Consider the following 14,105-nt stretch of genomic DNA (forward strand, 5'->3'; position numbering starts at 1 on the left):
GCCGGGGAGGATGGAACCCATGCAGACCCGCGCCGACCTCCGAAACGTCGCCATCATCGCCCACGTCGACCACGGCAAGACCACCCTGGTCGACGCCATGCTGCGACAGTCCGGCGCGTACCAGTCCCGGGGTGAGCTGACCGACCGGGTGATGGACTCGATGGACCTGGAGCGGGAGAAGGGCATCACCATCCTGGCCAAGAACACCGGCGTGCGGTACGTGCCGGCCGACGGCTCGGACCCGGTCACCATCAACATCATCGACACCCCCGGGCACGCCGACTTCGGCGGCGAGGTGGAACGCGGCCTCACCATGGTCGACGGCGTACTGCTGCTCGTCGACGCGAGCGAGGGGCCGCTGCCGCAGACCCGGTTCGTGCTGCGCAAGGCGCTGCGGGCCAAGCTGCCGATCATCCTCGTGATCAACAAGGTGGACCGGCCGGACGCCCGGATCAAGGAGGTCGTGGACGACACCTACGAACTCTTCCTCGATCTCGACGCCGACGCCGAGCAGATCGACTTCCCGATCGTCTACGCCTGCGCCCGGGACGGGATCGCCTCCCTGGCCCAGCCCCCGGACGGCACGGTCCCGGCCGACAGCAGCTCCCTGGAGCCGTTGTTCCGCACCCTGCTGGAGACCATCCCGCCGCCCGCCTACGACGAGAACGTCCCGCTGCAGGCGCACGTGACGAACCTGGACGCCTCCCCGTTCCTCGGTCGGCTGGCGCTGTGCCGGGTGCGCAACGGCACGATCCGCAAGGGCAGCACGGTCGCCTGGTGCCGCACCGACGGCAGCACCGAGAAGGTCCGGATCTCCGAGCTGCTGATGACCGAGGGGCTGGAGCGCAAGCCCGCTGACCAGGCTGGCCCCGGCGACATCATCGCCGTCGCCGGCATCCCGAACATCATGATCGGCGAAACGCTGGCCGACGTGGACGACCCACGCCCGTTGCCGCTGATCACCGTCGACGAACCGGCCATCTCGATGACCATCGGCACCAACACCTCCCCGCTGGTCGGCCGGGTCAAGGGCGCCAAGGTCACCGCCCGGATGGTCAAGGACCGGCTGGACCGGGAACTGATCGGCAACGTCTCGCTGCGGGTGCTGCCCACCGAACGCCCGGACGCCTGGGAGGTGCAGGGCCGCGGCGAGCTGGCACTGGCCATCCTGGTCGAGCAGATGCGCCGCGAACAGTACGAGCTGACCGTCGGCAAACCGCAGGTGGTGACCCGCGAGATCGACGGCAAGCTCTGCGAACCGGTGGAACGGCTGACCATCGACGCCCCGGAGGAGTACCTCGGCGCGATCACCCAGCTGCTGGCCACCCGGAAGGGCCGGATGGAACAGCTCATCAACCACGGCACCGGCTGGATCCGGATGGAGTGGCTGGTGCCGGCCCGTGCGTTGATCGGCTTCCGCACCGAGTTCCTCACCGACACCCGGGGCACCGGCATCCTGCACCACGTCTTCGAGTCCTACGAACCGTGGTTCGGCGAACTGCGTACCCGCAACAACGGGTCGCTGGTCGCCGACCGGGCCGGGGTGGTCACCCCGTTCGCGATGCTGAACCTGCAGGAGCGCGGCACCCTCTTCGTGGAACCGACCACCGAGGTCTACGAGGGCATGCTGGTCGGCGAGAACTCCCGCTCCGACGACATGGACGTCAACATCACCAAGGAGAAGAAGCTCACCAACATGCGCTCCTCCACCAGCGAGGAGACCGAGAAGGTGATCCCGCCGCGCAAGCTCTCCCTGGAGCAGGCCCTGGAATTCTGCCGCGAGGACGAGTGCGTGGAGGTCACCCCGGCGGCGATCCGGCTGCGCAAGGTGGTGCTGGACCAGAACGCCCGGGGCCGCGCCGCCGCCCGCCGCAAGCACGCCGGCTGACGGCACCGGGTGGGCCCGCAGATCGAACCGGCCCCGGGCTGGGCCGAACTGGACGCGGAGCTGGCCGCCGTCGACGGCACGGTGTCGGCGTACGTCGGCCGGCCCGGCACGCCGCCGGCGTACACCCGGTCGCCGGACCGGACCCACTACGCGGCGAGCACCATGAAGGTCGCGGTGCTCGCCGCCCTGCACCGGGCCGCCGAGACCGGCACCCTGGACCTGGCGGCGGCGGTGCCGGTGGTGAACGAGTTCGACTCGGCCGCGCCCGGGGCGGCCCGCTTCGGCTGCGAGCGGGAGTTCGACGGCGACGAGGCGGTCTGGCTGCGGCTGGGCGACACGGCGCCGCTGGACTGGCTCGCCGACCGGATGATCACCCGGTCCAGCAACCTCGCCACCAACCTGGTGCTGGCCGAGGTCGGCCTACCGGCGGTCGGGCGGGCCTGGGCGGCGGCCGGCGCCCGGCACAGCGGCACCGCCCGCGGCATCGACGACTCCGCCGCCCGGCGGTCCGGCCTGGAGAACCTGGTCACCGCCGCCGACCTGGCCGGCCTGTTCGCGGCGATCGCCACCCACCGGGTCGCCGGTGCCGCGAGCTGCGCGGCGATGCTCGACATTCTCACCCGCCAGCAGCGCCGAGAGGACCTCGCCGCCGGGCTACCGCCGGGCACCCGTATCGCGCACAAGAACGGCTGGGTCCGGTGGGTACGCCACGGCGCCGGCCTGGTGCTGCCCGAGGACGCTCCCCCGTACACCATCGCCGTCTGCGTCAGCCGGCGACCGCCCGGCGCCGGGCCGACCGGCCCGCCGGAGGACCCGGCCCGGGAACGGGTCGCGGCCCGGCAGTGGGACGCCGCGGCCCGGGCGCTCATCGCGCGGGTCTCGGCCACCGCCTGGCAGGCCCGCCGATCCCTGACCGTCGCGACCCCGGACCAACCGCCACCGCCGACCCCGACGGGCTGACCCCACCGCACAACCCCGGCGGATCGGCGCAGTCGACGCGCAGAATTGCGCCCACCAGCGAATCGACGGCGACGGCCGCCAATTCCGGTCCGCGGCCACTACCGTCGAGGAAACCGGCCGGACGAGTGGGGGGCGCCGATGAGTCCGATCAGGGGCGGCGACTGGATCGGCCGGGCCGGCCGGGCCGGCGTACGGGCGGGTCGGACGGCGGTGGTCCGGGTCGCCGTCGCCACCCTGTGGGCACGGCCGGAGGCCGTTCGGCCGGTCGACGCGCCGGCGCTGGCCCACCGCACCGATCTCGCCCGGTGGAGCTCCGCCCTGCACGCCGAGGCACGGTTCCAGGAACGGGTGCTCAGTCAGCTCCTGCTCGGCGAGCGGGTACTCGTCGAGGAGGTGCGTCCGGACGGATGGGCCCGGCTGGTCGCCGTGGAGCAGCCCGCCGCGAAGCTGGACCCGCGCGGCTACCCGGGCTGGTTGCCGGCCGGGCAGCTCACGACCGGCGAGGACCCGCCGGACACCCGCGATCTGGTGGTCGACTCCGTCACCACCGCGCTACGGGCCACCCCCGGCGGGCCGGTCGTGGTTCCCGGGGTGGTGCTCGGCACCCGGTTGGCCGGTGCCGGGCCGCCCCGGGGCGGCTGGCAACCCGTCCGGGTGCCCGGTCACCGACGTCTGCTCTGGGCGCCTCGCCGGCACCTGGTGCGGAACCCGACCCGGCCACCCACCGCCGTCGAGGTGCTGACCATCGCCAACCGGCTCCGCGACGTCGGCTACGTCTGGGGCGGCGTGTCGGCGTACGGGATCGACTGTTCGGGCCTGGTCCACCTGGCCTGGCGGCGGCTCGGCATCCGGCTGCCCCGGGACGCCGACGACCAGGCCGGCGCGACCCGCCCGCTGGCACCCGGCACCGAGCGGCCGGGTGACCTGTACCTGTTCGCGCGGCCGGGCCGGCCGGTGCACCACGTCGGCATCGTCACCGCCGCCCAGCCTGGCGGGGACCGGCGGATGCTGCACGCGAGCTATTCGGCGCGGCGGGTGGTGGAGGAGTCCATGCCGGCCGACCGGGCGGCCACCCTGGTCGGCGCCCACCGGGTCTGCCGGCTGGCGCCGGCCTGACGGGTCAGCCGACCGGGAGCTGCTCGTCCTTGTCGACGGCCCGCCGGCCGTCCCGCGAGGACTTGACCAGGCTGGCCACCGTCGCCACCGCCAGGGTGCCGAGGATGATGGTGAGGGAGAGCCAGATCGGGATGTGCGGCGCCCACCCGACCGGGTCGCCGCCGTTGAGGAACGGCAGCCTGTTGTCGGCCAACGCCTCCAGGACGAGCTTGACCCCGATGAAGCCGAGCACCACCGCCAGCCCGATGTTGAGGTAGACCAGCCGGTCCAGCAGGCCGCCGAGCAGGAAGTAGAGCTGGCGCAGCCCCATCAGGGCGAAGACGTTCGCGGTGAAGACCAGGTACGGCTCCTGGGTGATGCCGAAGATCGCCGGGATCGAGTCGAGCGCGAAGATCACGTCGGTGGTGCCGATCGCGATCATCACGATCAGCATCGGGGTGAAGAGCCGCCGGCCGGTGTCGCTGACCATGGTGATCGAACCACCGTGGTAGTCCTTCGACAGCGGCAGCGCCCGCCGGCTCCACCGGATCAGCGCGTTCTCGGTGAAGTCCCCCTCGTCGGGCTCGCCCTCGCGAGCCAGGCTGATAGCGGTGTAGATCAGGAACGCCCCGAACAGGTAGAAGATCCAGGAGAACTGGGAGATCAGCGCGGCACCGGCGGCGATGAAACCGCCGCGCAGGATCAGCGCGAGCACGACCCCCACCAGCAGCACCTTCTGCTGGTACTTCCTGGGCACCGCGAACCGGCTCATGATCAGGACGAAGACGAAGAGGTTGTCCACCGACAGGCTCTTCTCCGTCACGTAGCCGGCGAAGAACTCACCGGCGTGCCGGGAGTCCCAGACCAGCCAGACCCCGAGGCCGAAGATCACCGCGAAGACGATGTAGAACGCGGTCCAGAAGCTGGACTCGCGGAAGCTCGGCTCGTGCGGACGCCGGACGATGATCAGCAGATCGGCGATGAGCACCGCGGTCAGTACGACCAGCGTGACGGCCCACACCCAGCTTGAAACCTGCAACACGAACCTCCGGCAGACACGCCACAACGCCGTACCGGCCGGGGCCATTCTGGGCAGGCCGGAAGGCGTTGTGTCTCGGGTGCTGTCGGAGGTCTCTTCCGTCACCGCCGACGAGGGCGGTGACCGACGGCGCCGGGTCGTTGCCTGGGGGCGACGACGACCGTGTTGACGACACCGTCACGGGGGAATACTCCCCTCCTTGCCCACCATTGTTCACCATCCACCACCGGCACCGCACCTCGGAGTTCTGCGTCGTGTGACACTCCGGACCTCCCCTAACGGCATCCTAGGAGGCTAGGTATGAAGCGGAAGGCCCCGGTGCCGGCCCGTCCCGGCGGCCGTGCGAGGCTCGCGGAATGGTTCTTGAGGTGGCGTTGATCGACGTACGGGCCGGTCATGAGGACGAGTTCGCGGCCGCGTACGCCAAAGGGCACCCGGTGCTGGCCGGCACGCCCGGTTGCCGGTCGGTCCGGATGACCCGTGGGGTCGAGTCGCCGTCCCGGTTCGTGCTGCTGGTCGAGTGGGATTCCGTCGCCGCGCACGAGGAGAACTTCCGCAACACCGAGCGTTTCACCGCCTGGCGCGAGCTGATCGGCCCGTACTTCGCCGCCGCCCCGGTGGTCGAACACTTCACCGACGTACCCGTCGGCTGAGGCGACGAGGCCGGCCGCCGGCTCGCCGGCCAGAAATGTCGTACGTCGCTACTAGCCTGCCGTAGTCCACTGCGGACCCGTTGAAGGTCCGGCCGGACCGGCGGGCTCGGGGCCGCCGGTCCGGCGGGCCGGGTCACGGCCGGAGAAGTCCGCGGCACCGGGCCAGTTCGCGGGGATCCGCTCCAGGGTGCCGCCCGCGAAGACCTGATAGAGCGGCAGCGTGCGCAGGTGAACGTAGCCGATGTGGCAGTCGCAGACCGCGTTCGGGCACGGCCGGGGCCGCAGGCCGGCCCGGTACGACCCGTCGTAGAGGTTGCCGATCGGGGTCGGTACGAAATGGCAGCGGCGCACCGTGCCGTCGCCAAGCACCGAGAGCACGCTCTCCCCCGTCCGGCAGGACGCCCCGGCGGTCAGGTGCGGCCGCACGCTGTAGCCGAAGTGCGGATCCAGTGCCGTCCAGGCCGCCTCCTCGTCGGCCGGATAACGCCGGCCATCGGCCGCGTTGACCCAGAGGTACACCTCGTCGGGGAGCGCGGCCCGGATCGCCCGGGCCTCGGCGAGGTGGTCCGGCAGGCCGACCACGCCGACCGAGAACCGCACCCCCAGCCCGAGCAGCCGGTCGCACCGGCGCAGGAAGGTCTCCCGGCGCACCTGACCCGGGTGGTACGTCGCCCAGAGCGCCACCGTCGAGCGGTCCGCCTCGGCCAGCCAACCGAGCTGACCGGCCAGGTTCGTCTGGATGGCCACCCGCTCGACGTGCGCCAGCCGCGACAGCCGGGTCAGGGCCGACCGGTACCAGCTCCGGGACAGCCCCTCGCCCCACGGCGTGAACAGGATCGACAGCCGGTCGCCGTCCGGGTTGCGGGTCGCCCAGTCGGTGAAGCGGTCCAGCGCGGCCCGGTCCGCGGCCAGCTCGGCCCGACCGTCCCGGCGCTTGGCGAACGGGCAGTACGGGCAGTCGTAGTTGCAGCTGGCCAGCGGCCCCCGGTAGAGGATGGCGAGGTTCACCGGGCGGCGTACCCGGCCATCGCGGCGTGGACCGGGCCGGAGACCAGCCACGGACCGATCGCGTCGGAGCGTTCCAGCCCGGTCTCGGTGAGCCGCAGCAGGCCCGGGCCGGCGTCGAGCCAACCGCGGCCGGTCAGCTCGGCCAGCTCGGGGAAGTCCTCCTCGACCGGGGTGCCGAACCGGTCCCGGTAGTCCGCCGGCCGGAACCCCTCGGCCCGCAGCAACGACGTCACCAGCCAGCGGCGGCGCCGCTCCGTGTCGTCGAGCCGGAACCCGACCTCGGCGACCTCGAAGTCGCCGGCCGGCCGGCGCAGGTAGTCGTCGATGATCGCCCGCACCTGCCGGACCCCGACCGCGTAGTCGAACGAGTAGTGCAGGCCGGCGGTGTAGGAGCGGGCGCCGCAGCCGAGCCCGACCATCCCGTCGTCCTGGCACGAGTACTCGGGGGCCGGGTCGACGTCGAGGCCCGGCCCGGCCCGGCGGAAGTGCCGCAGGGAGAGCTGCCGGTAGCCGGCCGCCAACAGCGACTCCCGACCGATCCGGTAGAGCGCCAGTCGCTGCGCGTCCCACTCGGGGTCCCGCCCCCCGCTGGAGCTGCCGCCGGTGGCACGACGGCGCAGGCCGGTCAGCGGCCGGACGTAGAGGGGGTAGAGGAACAGCTCCTCCGGCCGCCAGTGCAGGGCCGCCGCCAACGACGCCCGCCAGCTCCGTTCGGTCTGGCCGGGGATGCCGTAGATCAGGTCGAGGTTGAGCACCGGCAGCGGGTACGACCGGATCGTCGCCAGCGCCGCCTCCACCTCGGCCCGCCGCTGCGGCCGGCCCACCGCCCGCGCCTCCGCGTCGACGAAGCTCTGCACCCCGATGCTGACCCGGCTGGTGCCCCGCTCCGCCAGCACGGCGATCCGGTCCGCGGTGGCGGTCGCCGGTGACGTCTCCACCGCCATCGGCACCGAGCCGAGTCGGGCGCCGAACCGGGCCACCAGGTCGAACAGGTCGGACAGCTCGCCGGCGGTCAGGAAGGTCGGGGTGCCGCCGCCGATCGCCACCCGGGCGTAGTTCGCCCCGGCGCCGAGGGCGTCGGCGACCCGGTCGGCCTGCCGGGCAAGCTGGGCGAGGTACGCGCCAACCTGCTCAGCCGGCGGATTGGCCCTGGTGAACAGGTTGCAGAAACCGCACCGATGCTCGCAGAAGGGCAGGTGCAGGTAGAGAAAGAGGGCGTCGGACCGCTCCCCCGCCCAGACCTCCCGCAGCGCGGGCCGGGGCCGCAACGGCCGGTACGCCGTCTTGTGCGGGTAGGCGTACAGGTAGTCCTGGTACGGCGAGCCGGCCAGCCGGCTCACTCCCAGTCCCCTGGCTTCCCCCACTCGCCCGGCGGCAGGACGAACTGCGCGTACGGCACCGTCCACACCACCTCGTGGCCGAGTCGATGTCCACTGTGGCCGTCCTCGCCGTAGGCGGTGCCGTGGTCCGAGCAGATCACCACCAGGCACGGCCGGTCCCGCGAGCTGACCAGCGCGAAAAGCCGTCCGATGTGCCGGTCGACGTACTCCAGCGCGGCGGCGTGGCTCTCCCGGCTGTCCCGGTCGGCGCCCGGCAGGTAGTGCCGGTTCGGCTGGTGCATCGCCGCCACGTTCACGAAGAGGAACATCGGCTGCTCGGCCGGCACGGCCGGCACCACCGTGGCGATCCGGTCGAGCTGCGCCTGGAAGCAGCCCGGGGCGGCGACCCCGAACTCGGGTTCCCAGTGCGACTCGGTGAACAACGCCGGCAGGACCGCGCCGAGCGGTGGCTTGCGGTTGAAGAAGCCGACGCCGCCGACGCAGATGGTGTGGTAGCCGGCGGCGGCCAGCGCGGTCACCACGTCGGGGGCGTCGAAGACCCAGGTGTCACCGGCCGTGCTCTCGCTGCCGGGGAAGGTCGCCGCGTAGAGCCTCGGATGCGGCCCCGGGCCGGTCGGGGTGGGCAGGAAGCCGGAGAAGAAGGCCTGGTGGGCGGCGTAGGTGAAGCTGGCCGGGCTGTGCCGGCGCTCCCACTGGCCGCCCGGCAGGGCCCGGGCGAGATTCGGGGTCCGCCCGGTCCGCGCCAACTCCTCGGCCACGTCGTAGCGGAGTGTGTCGAGGGTGACCAGAAGCAGGTCGTGGCTGCCGATCAGATCTTTCATGCCGCCCTCCCGTCGAGGCCCGTCGCCCGCCACCGGTCGAATCCCCCGGTCCGCAGGGCGTGCAGCTGGGCCGCGTAGCTGTTCCGTCCGGCGGCGTCGTACACGCCGGGGAGCAGATCGCCGAACGCGTTCACCTCGGCCACCATATGTCGCCGCCATCGGCTGCCCGGCAACAGGTCGACCCCGGCGTGCAGACTGCCGGGGAAGCAACCGGCGGCGCGTACGCAGGTGTCCAGGACAGCCGCCCAGCCGGCCGCGCCGAAGCCGGCCCGCACCGCCGCGAGATCACCCCGCGCGCTGCCCAGGTGCAGGTTCGTCAGCGGCTGCCGGGCGGCGCGCACCACGACGTGGCCGGGCACCCCCGCCACCACGAGCACCCGCAGGTCGACCACCCGATCCGCAAGCGTCGCCTTTGGAAACCAGCGCTCCACGTGCAGCCGGTCCGGGGCGAGCCGGTCCACGATCGCCGCCACCGACCGCTCGTCGGTGTAGTGCCGCACCCGCAGCGAGTTGAACAGCCGGCCGTCGCCGGCCAGCTCGACCGAGGTGGTCGCGCGGACCCGGGTCGAGCCGATCTGCAACGCGAGGACGCCGGACGCGGACGAGCCGTGCGCGGGCTTGACGAAGACCCGCGCCCAGCCGGCGGCGCGCAGGGCGGCCAGCAGCTCCGGCCAGTCCGCCGGCGGGGCCGGCAGCGCCGGCGGCACCGGCACCCCGGCCCGGTCCAGCCGGCGGTGACAGGTGGGCTTGTCGAACATGGTGAGGATGTCGTCGGGCGCGTTGACCAGGGTGCCGCCGGCGGTGCGTACCGCCTCGGTGAGCCGGCCCAGCGCGGCGCGCAACCCGGCGTACCAGGCCGCCGCGCCGATGATCTCGCCCGGGTCGGCGGGTCGGTCGGCTCCCCGCAGCAGGCGGTCGACCTCGGCGTCCTCGCCCGGCGAGTCGACCCGAACGACCGCGCCGTCGGGCACCCGGACCGGCCCGGCCGCGAGCTCCCGCCAGGGCAGCACCGACGCCGGCACCCCGACCCGGTCGGCCGCGGCGCGCAGCATCGCCACCCGGCGGTTCGCGGGGTTACCGACCACCAGCAGCGGCCGACCGCCGTGGCCGGTCATTCGGAGACGGCCACGTAGCGCCGCCCGTCCTCGGCCTCCTCCCGGTCGGCGAGGTAGACCGCGACATCCGGCAGCTCGGCGACCAGTCGGGCCGCCAGCTCGGCGCCGATGTAGTGGTGGTCCAACACCAGCCGGCGCAGGTGGCCCAGCGGCTGCCCGGCCAGCAGCGCCGCCGCGCCGGCATCGGAGAGGGTGCCCAGGGAGAGGTCGAGGACGTCCAGCCGGGCGACCACCGGCGCGGTCGCGAGCGCGGCGGCCACCTCGTCGGCGATCTGGGCGTTGCGCAGCCCGAGCCGGCGCAGCGCCGGCAGCCGCCCGCCGGCCAGGATCTCCGCCAGGTCGTCGACGCCCGCGTCGCCGCCGTAGTCGTCGGTGCCCAGCCAGAGTTCCAGCCACTCCAGCGCCGGCAGGTCGCAGCCGCCGACCGCCCGCACCACGGCCGCCGGCAGACCGCCGGCCTCGATCGCGAACTCCCGCAGCGCCGCGTGCCGGACCGGCCGCAACGCCAGCTCCGTGGCGCCGCGCACCCACAAGATCTCCAATCCCGGGTACGCGGACAGCAGCGGCGTCACGTCGCCCTGCATGATCCAGGAGATCTCACACTCGTCGAAGGTCATCTCGCCGAGGAAGAGCGCCCGCAGGCCGGTCAGCCGGGGGGCGAGCCCGGCCAGCAGCTCGATCGGGGCCGGCGTCTCGTACTCCTCGCCCCACTGCCCGACGACGAGCGCGGCGACCTGGGCCGGGTCGACGGCGGCGAGGAAGCTCTCGACCAGACCGGCGAACTCCTCGGCCGTCGAGTCGTAGTCCAGGCTCAACCGCCAGGCGGCCGCACCGGCCGGGGTGGGCGCGGGCACCGCCGGGTCGAAGTCGACCACCGGCAGGCCGGCGAACTCGGTGCGGGACTGGCTGATCGTCATGCTGGCTCTTCCGGGCCGGGGATGCGGGCGGGCGAAACCCTAGCAAGGCCCGCCGACACGGCTCAGGATGCCGGCGGCTCGAACCGGGCCCGCCGTCCGATCTCGACGAAGCCGAGTCGCCGGTAGAGACGCCCCGCCGGGTTGTCCACGTTGACGTCGAGCAGCGCCTCGGTGGCGCCGGCCGCCCGCATCCGCCGCAGCGCCTCGGCCACCAGCACCGCCCCGAGACCGTGGCCGCGCCGGTCCGGCCGGACGCCGACCTGCACGATCCACCCGTCGGCGCAGGTGACGAAGCCGACGTCGCCGTACCGGTCGTCGACGGCCAGCAGGGACCACTCGGGTCGGAACTCCGCGTCGTCGGCCGTCCACTCCACCCATTTCCGTTCCGACCAGCCGGGGAATCCGGGCCGGTCCCGGAACGCGGCCCGGTAGGTTTCGAAGAACCGCCGGGCCGGCACCGTCGGCCAGGCGCGCAGGCTGATGCCCGCCGGCACCGTCGGGTCGACCCCGGCGCCCGGCACCGTCGGGTCGGCGCCGGCGCCCGGCACCGTCGGGTCGGCGCCGACGCCCGGCACCGTCGGGTCGGCGCCGACGCCCGGCACTGCGGCCAGGTCGCGGCGTAGCACGTCCTCGGCGAAGGTCTGCCGCAGTCCCCGGCTGGTGTAGAGCGCGGTCGCCGCGCCGGTGAGCGACTCGGTCTCCACCGCCACCCGGCCGCCCAGGCCACCGGCGATCGCCAGTCCCCAGTCGAGCAGGGCGGCCCCGACGCCGCGCCCGCGGTGGGCGGGGTCGACCAGCCCGGTGAAGACGGCCCGGCGTACCCGGCTCTGGACGCTCCGGACCGCGCCGGCGGCGACCAGCGCGCCCGTCCGGTCGGTCGCGCCCCACCCGACACCGTCGGCGGCGGCGAACCGGCCGGCCAGGAACGACGGCGAGGTGATCAGCGGCATGCCGCCGTCGGCGGCCCGGCACCGGCCGGCGAGCGCGACCAGGCCGGCCGGTTCACCGCCGGCCGGATCACCGCCGGTCAGGTCACCGCCGGTCAGTGGGCGCCAGGCGAGCTGCGAATCCGCCCCGACAGTCGATTCGAGTCGCATCTGCCGAGGGTAGGCCCGACCCGGCCCGGCGCCCCACCGAATTCCGGTTGCCGACCTGCCGTCCGAACGGTTGGGTCGGGACCATGACAGAGCCCACGACCGGCCGGGTCGCCCTGATCACCGGCGTGAGCCGCCGGATCGGGATCGGCGCGGCGATCGCCCGCCGGTTCGCCGCGGCCGGCTACCGGCTGTCGCTGACCGGGCTGCCGGCGTACGACGCCGCGCAGCCCTACGGCGGCGACCCGGACGGGGTGCCGGGGCTGCTGGCCGAGCTGGGTCCGGACGCCGTCCACCGGGCCGCCGACCTGACCGCACCCGCCGCGCCGGGCGAGCTGGTCGCCGAGACGGTACGCCGGTTCGGCCGGCTGGACGCGGTGGTGGCCGCGCACGCGTACTCGACCCGCACCGAGCTGGGCGGGTTGACCGCCGACGAGATCGACCGGCACCTGGTCGTGAACGTGCGGGCCACGATGCTGCTGGCGGAGGCGTTCGCCGCCGCGTTCACGGCCCCGGCAGGCGGGCGGCTGGTGCTGTTCAGCAGCGGTCAGCGGCTCGGCCCGATGCCCGCCGAGCTGGCGTACGCGGCGAGCAAGGCCGCCCTGGAGAACCTGACCCGGCAGCTCGCGCCGGTACTGGCGCCCAACGGCATCACCGTCAACTGCGTGAATCCCGGACCGACCGACACCGGGTACGCGACACCCGAGGCGGCGGCCGTGGTGGCCGGAATGTTCCCGGGCGGGGCGTGGGGCACCCCGGACGACGCCGCCCGGCTGGTCGAGTGGCTCTGCTCGGCCGACGCCCGCTGGATCACCGGCCAGGTCATCGACTCCGAGGGCGGCTTCAACCGTTACGCCTGACGGCGTTCCGGCGGTCGGTCAGGCGCGGCGGAGGCTGTCCACGAAGGACTGCCAGTCGGCGGCCGGGAAGCCGAGCACCGGTCCGGCCGGGTCCTTGGAGTCCCGGACCACGACCATCCCACCCGTCGCCGCGACCTCGACACAGTTGCCGCTGGTGTTACTGCGGCTGCTCTTGCGCCATTCCGGGCGCCCCGGATACCGCGCGACCATGGGTCACCTCCCCGACAAGGTTCTAGCTGCTGTCAGTCAGCTTAGCCAGAAGATCGATCGACTCGGCCGGGGAGAGTGCCGCTTCTTGCAGCCAGCGCCCGATCCGCGCGTAGAGGACGACATCCTCGTCATCGGTCAGGTGGATGTCACTCGTCAGCGTCTCCAGCACCACGGTCCGTGGGTCGGCGGGGTCGGGGAAGGTGTAGATCGAGAAGGTGGTGTGTGGGGTGAACCAATGGCGAGCCCGGCCACCACCGGGCGGTCGGCTGGGGACTGGAGTCGACCACCGAGGCGGTGGTCTATTTCAAGCACCCGGAGCGGGATATCCGGGAGGTGGGCGTCTTCCCGACAGCGGAGCAGGCACAGACCTACTACAGCGACTGGGGAGAGCTGGACCTGCTGCGGCCGCTCCGGGACCACGGGTGGCCCGGCCAGCACGGATCCGCACTGGCCGGCGACTCCCCGGCCGACCTCCCACCCGCTGATGCCGGCACCGCTGGCGGATCGACGACCGGCTCGCTCCGGGTTTCCTGCGTCGAGCCGATCTGGCGCGCGCAGCAGCTACCCGGTGCCCAACTCGTGCAGCTCTACTCGCCGGAGACCGGTGTCGAACCTGCCTGAGCCCCGGTCGGTGCACCGGAGCACCGGCGTCGAAGCGTCGATCGGTAGTGCAGCCGGACCTGACCCGATGATCCGCCGTCGGATCACCGACCCCTGTTGTCAAGGGTCAGGCCCGGTAGGTGCCGAACGACCACACGTAACCTTCGAGGTCGCGTGCGCTGTAGTCGCGGGAACCGTAGTCGGTGTCGCGGAGGTCCTGGACGATCTCGGCGCCGGCGGCCTTCGCCCGCGCGTGGTGCGCCTCGATGTCGTCCACCGCCACGTAGACCGACCACTGGTCGGGGGCCGGCAGGGGATCGGGTCCCGTCCCCCGACCGATCATGATCATTCCGGTGTCGTAGATCAGTTCGGCGTGCGCGACCGAACCGTCCGGGGCGTCGTGCACCTGGTGGACCTGGAAGCCGAACGCCCTGGTGAGCCAGTCGATGGCGGCCCGGGCGTCGGAGTAGGTGAAGATGGGATAGATCGTTCGCATGCCTCAGTC

The 14,105-nt window shown here is 73.2% G+C and carries 15 protein-coding genes and 1 pseudogene; 6 read left to right on the forward strand and 10 right to left on the reverse strand.

Annotated features, from left to right (window positions below; genetic code table 11):
• Window positions 1-19 precede the first annotated feature (19 nt).
• The 3 genes from typA (at window position 20) to O7627_RS21960 (ending at window position 3,964) form a co-directional block, all read left to right on the forward strand.
• Complete coding sequence (gene typA / locus O7627_RS21950; protein ID WP_278095379.1) at window positions 20-1,888, forward strand: translational GTPase TypA; 1,869 nt, start codon at window positions 20-22, stop codon at window positions 1,886-1,888.
• A gap of 9 nt (window positions 1,889-1,897) precedes the next feature.
• Window positions 1,898-2,848: a serine hydrolase gene (locus O7627_RS21955; RefSeq protein ID WP_278095380.1), complete on the forward strand. Its 951-nt coding sequence runs from the start codon at window positions 1,898-1,900 to the stop codon at window positions 2,846-2,848.
• Between the two features lie 138 nt (window positions 2,849-2,986).
• Window positions 2,987-3,964 (forward strand): NlpC/P60 family protein, encoded by a 978-nt coding sequence (locus O7627_RS21960; RefSeq protein WP_278095381.1) that lies wholly within the window; start codon window positions 2,987-2,989, stop codon window positions 3,962-3,964.
• Between the two features lie 4 nt (window positions 3,965-3,968).
• Here O7627_RS21960 and O7627_RS21965 read toward each other — a convergent pair whose 3' ends face one another.
• Complete coding sequence (locus O7627_RS21965; protein ID WP_278098374.1) at window positions 3,969-4,982, reverse strand: TerC family protein; 1,014 nt, start codon at window positions 4,980-4,982, stop codon at window positions 3,969-3,971.
• A 356-nt stretch (window positions 4,983-5,338) separates the two neighbouring features.
• Between O7627_RS21965 and O7627_RS21970 the strand changes: the two genes are divergently transcribed.
• Entirely contained in the window at window positions 5,339-5,635 is a 297-nt protein-coding gene (locus tag O7627_RS21970) for an antibiotic biosynthesis monooxygenase family protein (protein ID WP_278095382.1), read from the forward strand.
• A gap of 51 nt (window positions 5,636-5,686) precedes the next feature.
• On the opposite strand, the gene O7627_RS21975 is transcribed toward O7627_RS21970, so the two are convergent.
• The 6 genes from O7627_RS21975 to O7627_RS22000 all read right to left on the reverse strand — a co-directional run bounded on the left by O7627_RS21975 (window position 5,687) and on the right by O7627_RS22000 (window position 11,933).
• On the reverse strand, window positions 5,687-6,643 hold the full coding sequence (locus O7627_RS21975) for an STM4011 family radical SAM protein (protein ID WP_278095383.1): 957 nt from the start codon (window positions 6,641-6,643) through the stop codon (window positions 5,687-5,689).
• A complete protein-coding gene (locus O7627_RS21980) occupies window positions 6,640-7,983 on the reverse strand; it encodes an STM4012 family radical SAM protein (RefSeq protein WP_278095384.1) in 1,344 nt (447 codons plus the stop codon). Before O7627_RS21980 ends, O7627_RS21975 begins: the two co-directional genes overlap by 4 nt.
• Window positions 7,980-8,804 (reverse strand): STM4013/SEN3800 family hydrolase, encoded by an 825-nt coding sequence (locus tag O7627_RS21985; protein ID WP_278095385.1) that lies wholly within the window; start codon window positions 8,802-8,804, stop codon window positions 7,980-7,982. The genes O7627_RS21980 and O7627_RS21985 overlap by 4 nt, the downstream gene beginning before the upstream one ends.
• A complete protein-coding gene (locus O7627_RS21990) occupies window positions 8,801-9,919 on the reverse strand; it encodes an STM4014 family protein (protein WP_278095386.1) in 1,119 nt (372 codons plus the stop codon). Before O7627_RS21990 ends, O7627_RS21985 begins: the two co-directional genes overlap by 4 nt.
• On the reverse strand, window positions 9,916-10,836 hold the full coding sequence (locus O7627_RS21995; protein WP_278095387.1) for an STM4015 family protein: 921 nt from the start codon (window positions 10,834-10,836) through the stop codon (window positions 9,916-9,918). The genes O7627_RS21990 and O7627_RS21995 overlap by 4 nt, the downstream gene beginning before the upstream one ends.
• A 62-nt stretch (window positions 10,837-10,898) precedes the next feature.
• Window positions 10,899-11,933, reverse strand: coding sequence for a GNAT family N-acetyltransferase (locus tag O7627_RS22000; RefSeq protein WP_278095388.1), 1,035 nt, complete (start codon window positions 11,931-11,933; stop codon window positions 10,899-10,901).
• A gap of 83 nt (window positions 11,934-12,016) precedes the next feature.
• Between O7627_RS22000 and O7627_RS22005 the strand changes: the two genes are divergently transcribed.
• Window positions 12,017-12,790, forward strand: coding sequence for an SDR family oxidoreductase (locus tag O7627_RS22005; protein ID WP_278095389.1), 774 nt, complete (start codon window positions 12,017-12,019; stop codon window positions 12,788-12,790).
• An 18-nt stretch (window positions 12,791-12,808) separates the two neighbouring features.
• Here the strand turns inward: O7627_RS22005 and O7627_RS22010 are convergent, their stop codons facing one another.
• Window positions 12,809-13,000 (reverse strand): DUF397 domain-containing protein, encoded by a 192-nt coding sequence (locus O7627_RS22010; protein WP_278095390.1) that lies wholly within the window; start codon window positions 12,998-13,000, stop codon window positions 12,809-12,811.
• A 22-nt stretch (window positions 13,001-13,022) separates the two neighbouring features.
• Window positions 13,023-13,214: pseudogene (locus tag O7627_RS22015) on the reverse strand (Scr1 family TA system antitoxin-like transcriptional regulator); the annotation flags it as partial.
• Between the two features lie 80 nt (window positions 13,215-13,294).
• Between O7627_RS22015 and O7627_RS22020 the strand changes: the two are divergent.
• Window positions 13,295-13,621, forward strand: a complete 327-nt coding sequence (locus O7627_RS22020) for a hypothetical protein (protein WP_278095391.1) — start codon at window positions 13,295-13,297, stop codon at window positions 13,619-13,621.
• A 106-nt stretch (window positions 13,622-13,727) separates the two neighbouring features.
• Here the strand turns inward: O7627_RS22020 and O7627_RS22025 are convergent, their stop codons facing one another.
• Window positions 13,728-14,096, reverse strand: coding sequence for a VOC family protein (locus O7627_RS22025; RefSeq protein ID WP_278095392.1), 369 nt, complete (start codon window positions 14,094-14,096; stop codon window positions 13,728-13,730).
• Window positions 14,097-14,105: the final 9 nt, after the last annotated feature.

The sequence above is a fragment of the Solwaraspora sp. WMMD1047 genome, assembly GCF_029626155.1.
Taxonomy (GTDB): Bacteria; Actinomycetota; Actinomycetes; order Mycobacteriales; family Micromonosporaceae; genus WMMD1047.

Bases quoted from the DNA above. Each gene is read 5' to 3' on its own strand.
- typA (WP_278095379.1), top strand. From the start codon at position 20: ATGCAGACCCGCGCCGACCTCCGAAACGTCGCCATCATCGCCCACGTC.
- O7627_RS21960 (WP_278095381.1), top strand. From the start codon at position 2,987: ATGAGTCCGATCAGGGGCGGCGACTGGATCGGCCGGGCCGGCCGGGCC.
- O7627_RS21970 (WP_278095382.1), top strand. From the start codon at position 5,339: ATGGTTCTTGAGGTGGCGTTGATCGACGTACGGGCCGGTCATGAGGAC.
- O7627_RS21985 (WP_278095385.1), bottom strand. From the start codon at position 8,804: ATGAAAGATCTGATCGGCAGCCACGACCTGCTTCTGGTCACCCTCGAC.
- O7627_RS21990 (WP_278095386.1), bottom strand. From the start codon at position 9,919: ATGACCGGCCACGGCGGTCGGCCGCTGCTGGTGGTCGGTAACCCCGCG.
- O7627_RS21995 (WP_278095387.1), bottom strand. From the start codon at position 10,836: ATGACGATCAGCCAGTCCCGCACCGAGTTCGCCGGCCTGCCGGTGGTC.
- O7627_RS22000 (WP_278095388.1), bottom strand. From the start codon at position 11,933: ATGCGACTCGAATCGACTGTCGGGGCGGATTCGCAGCTCGCCTGGCGC.
- O7627_RS22005 (WP_278095389.1), top strand. From the start codon at position 12,017: ATGACAGAGCCCACGACCGGCCGGGTCGCCCTGATCACCGGCGTGAGC.
- O7627_RS22010 (WP_278095390.1), bottom strand. From the start codon at position 13,000: ATGGTCGCGCGGTATCCGGGGCGCCCGGAATGGCGCAAGAGCAGCCGC.
- O7627_RS22025 (WP_278095392.1), bottom strand. From the start codon at position 14,096: ATGCGAACGATCTATCCCATCTTCACCTACTCCGACGCCCGGGCCGCC.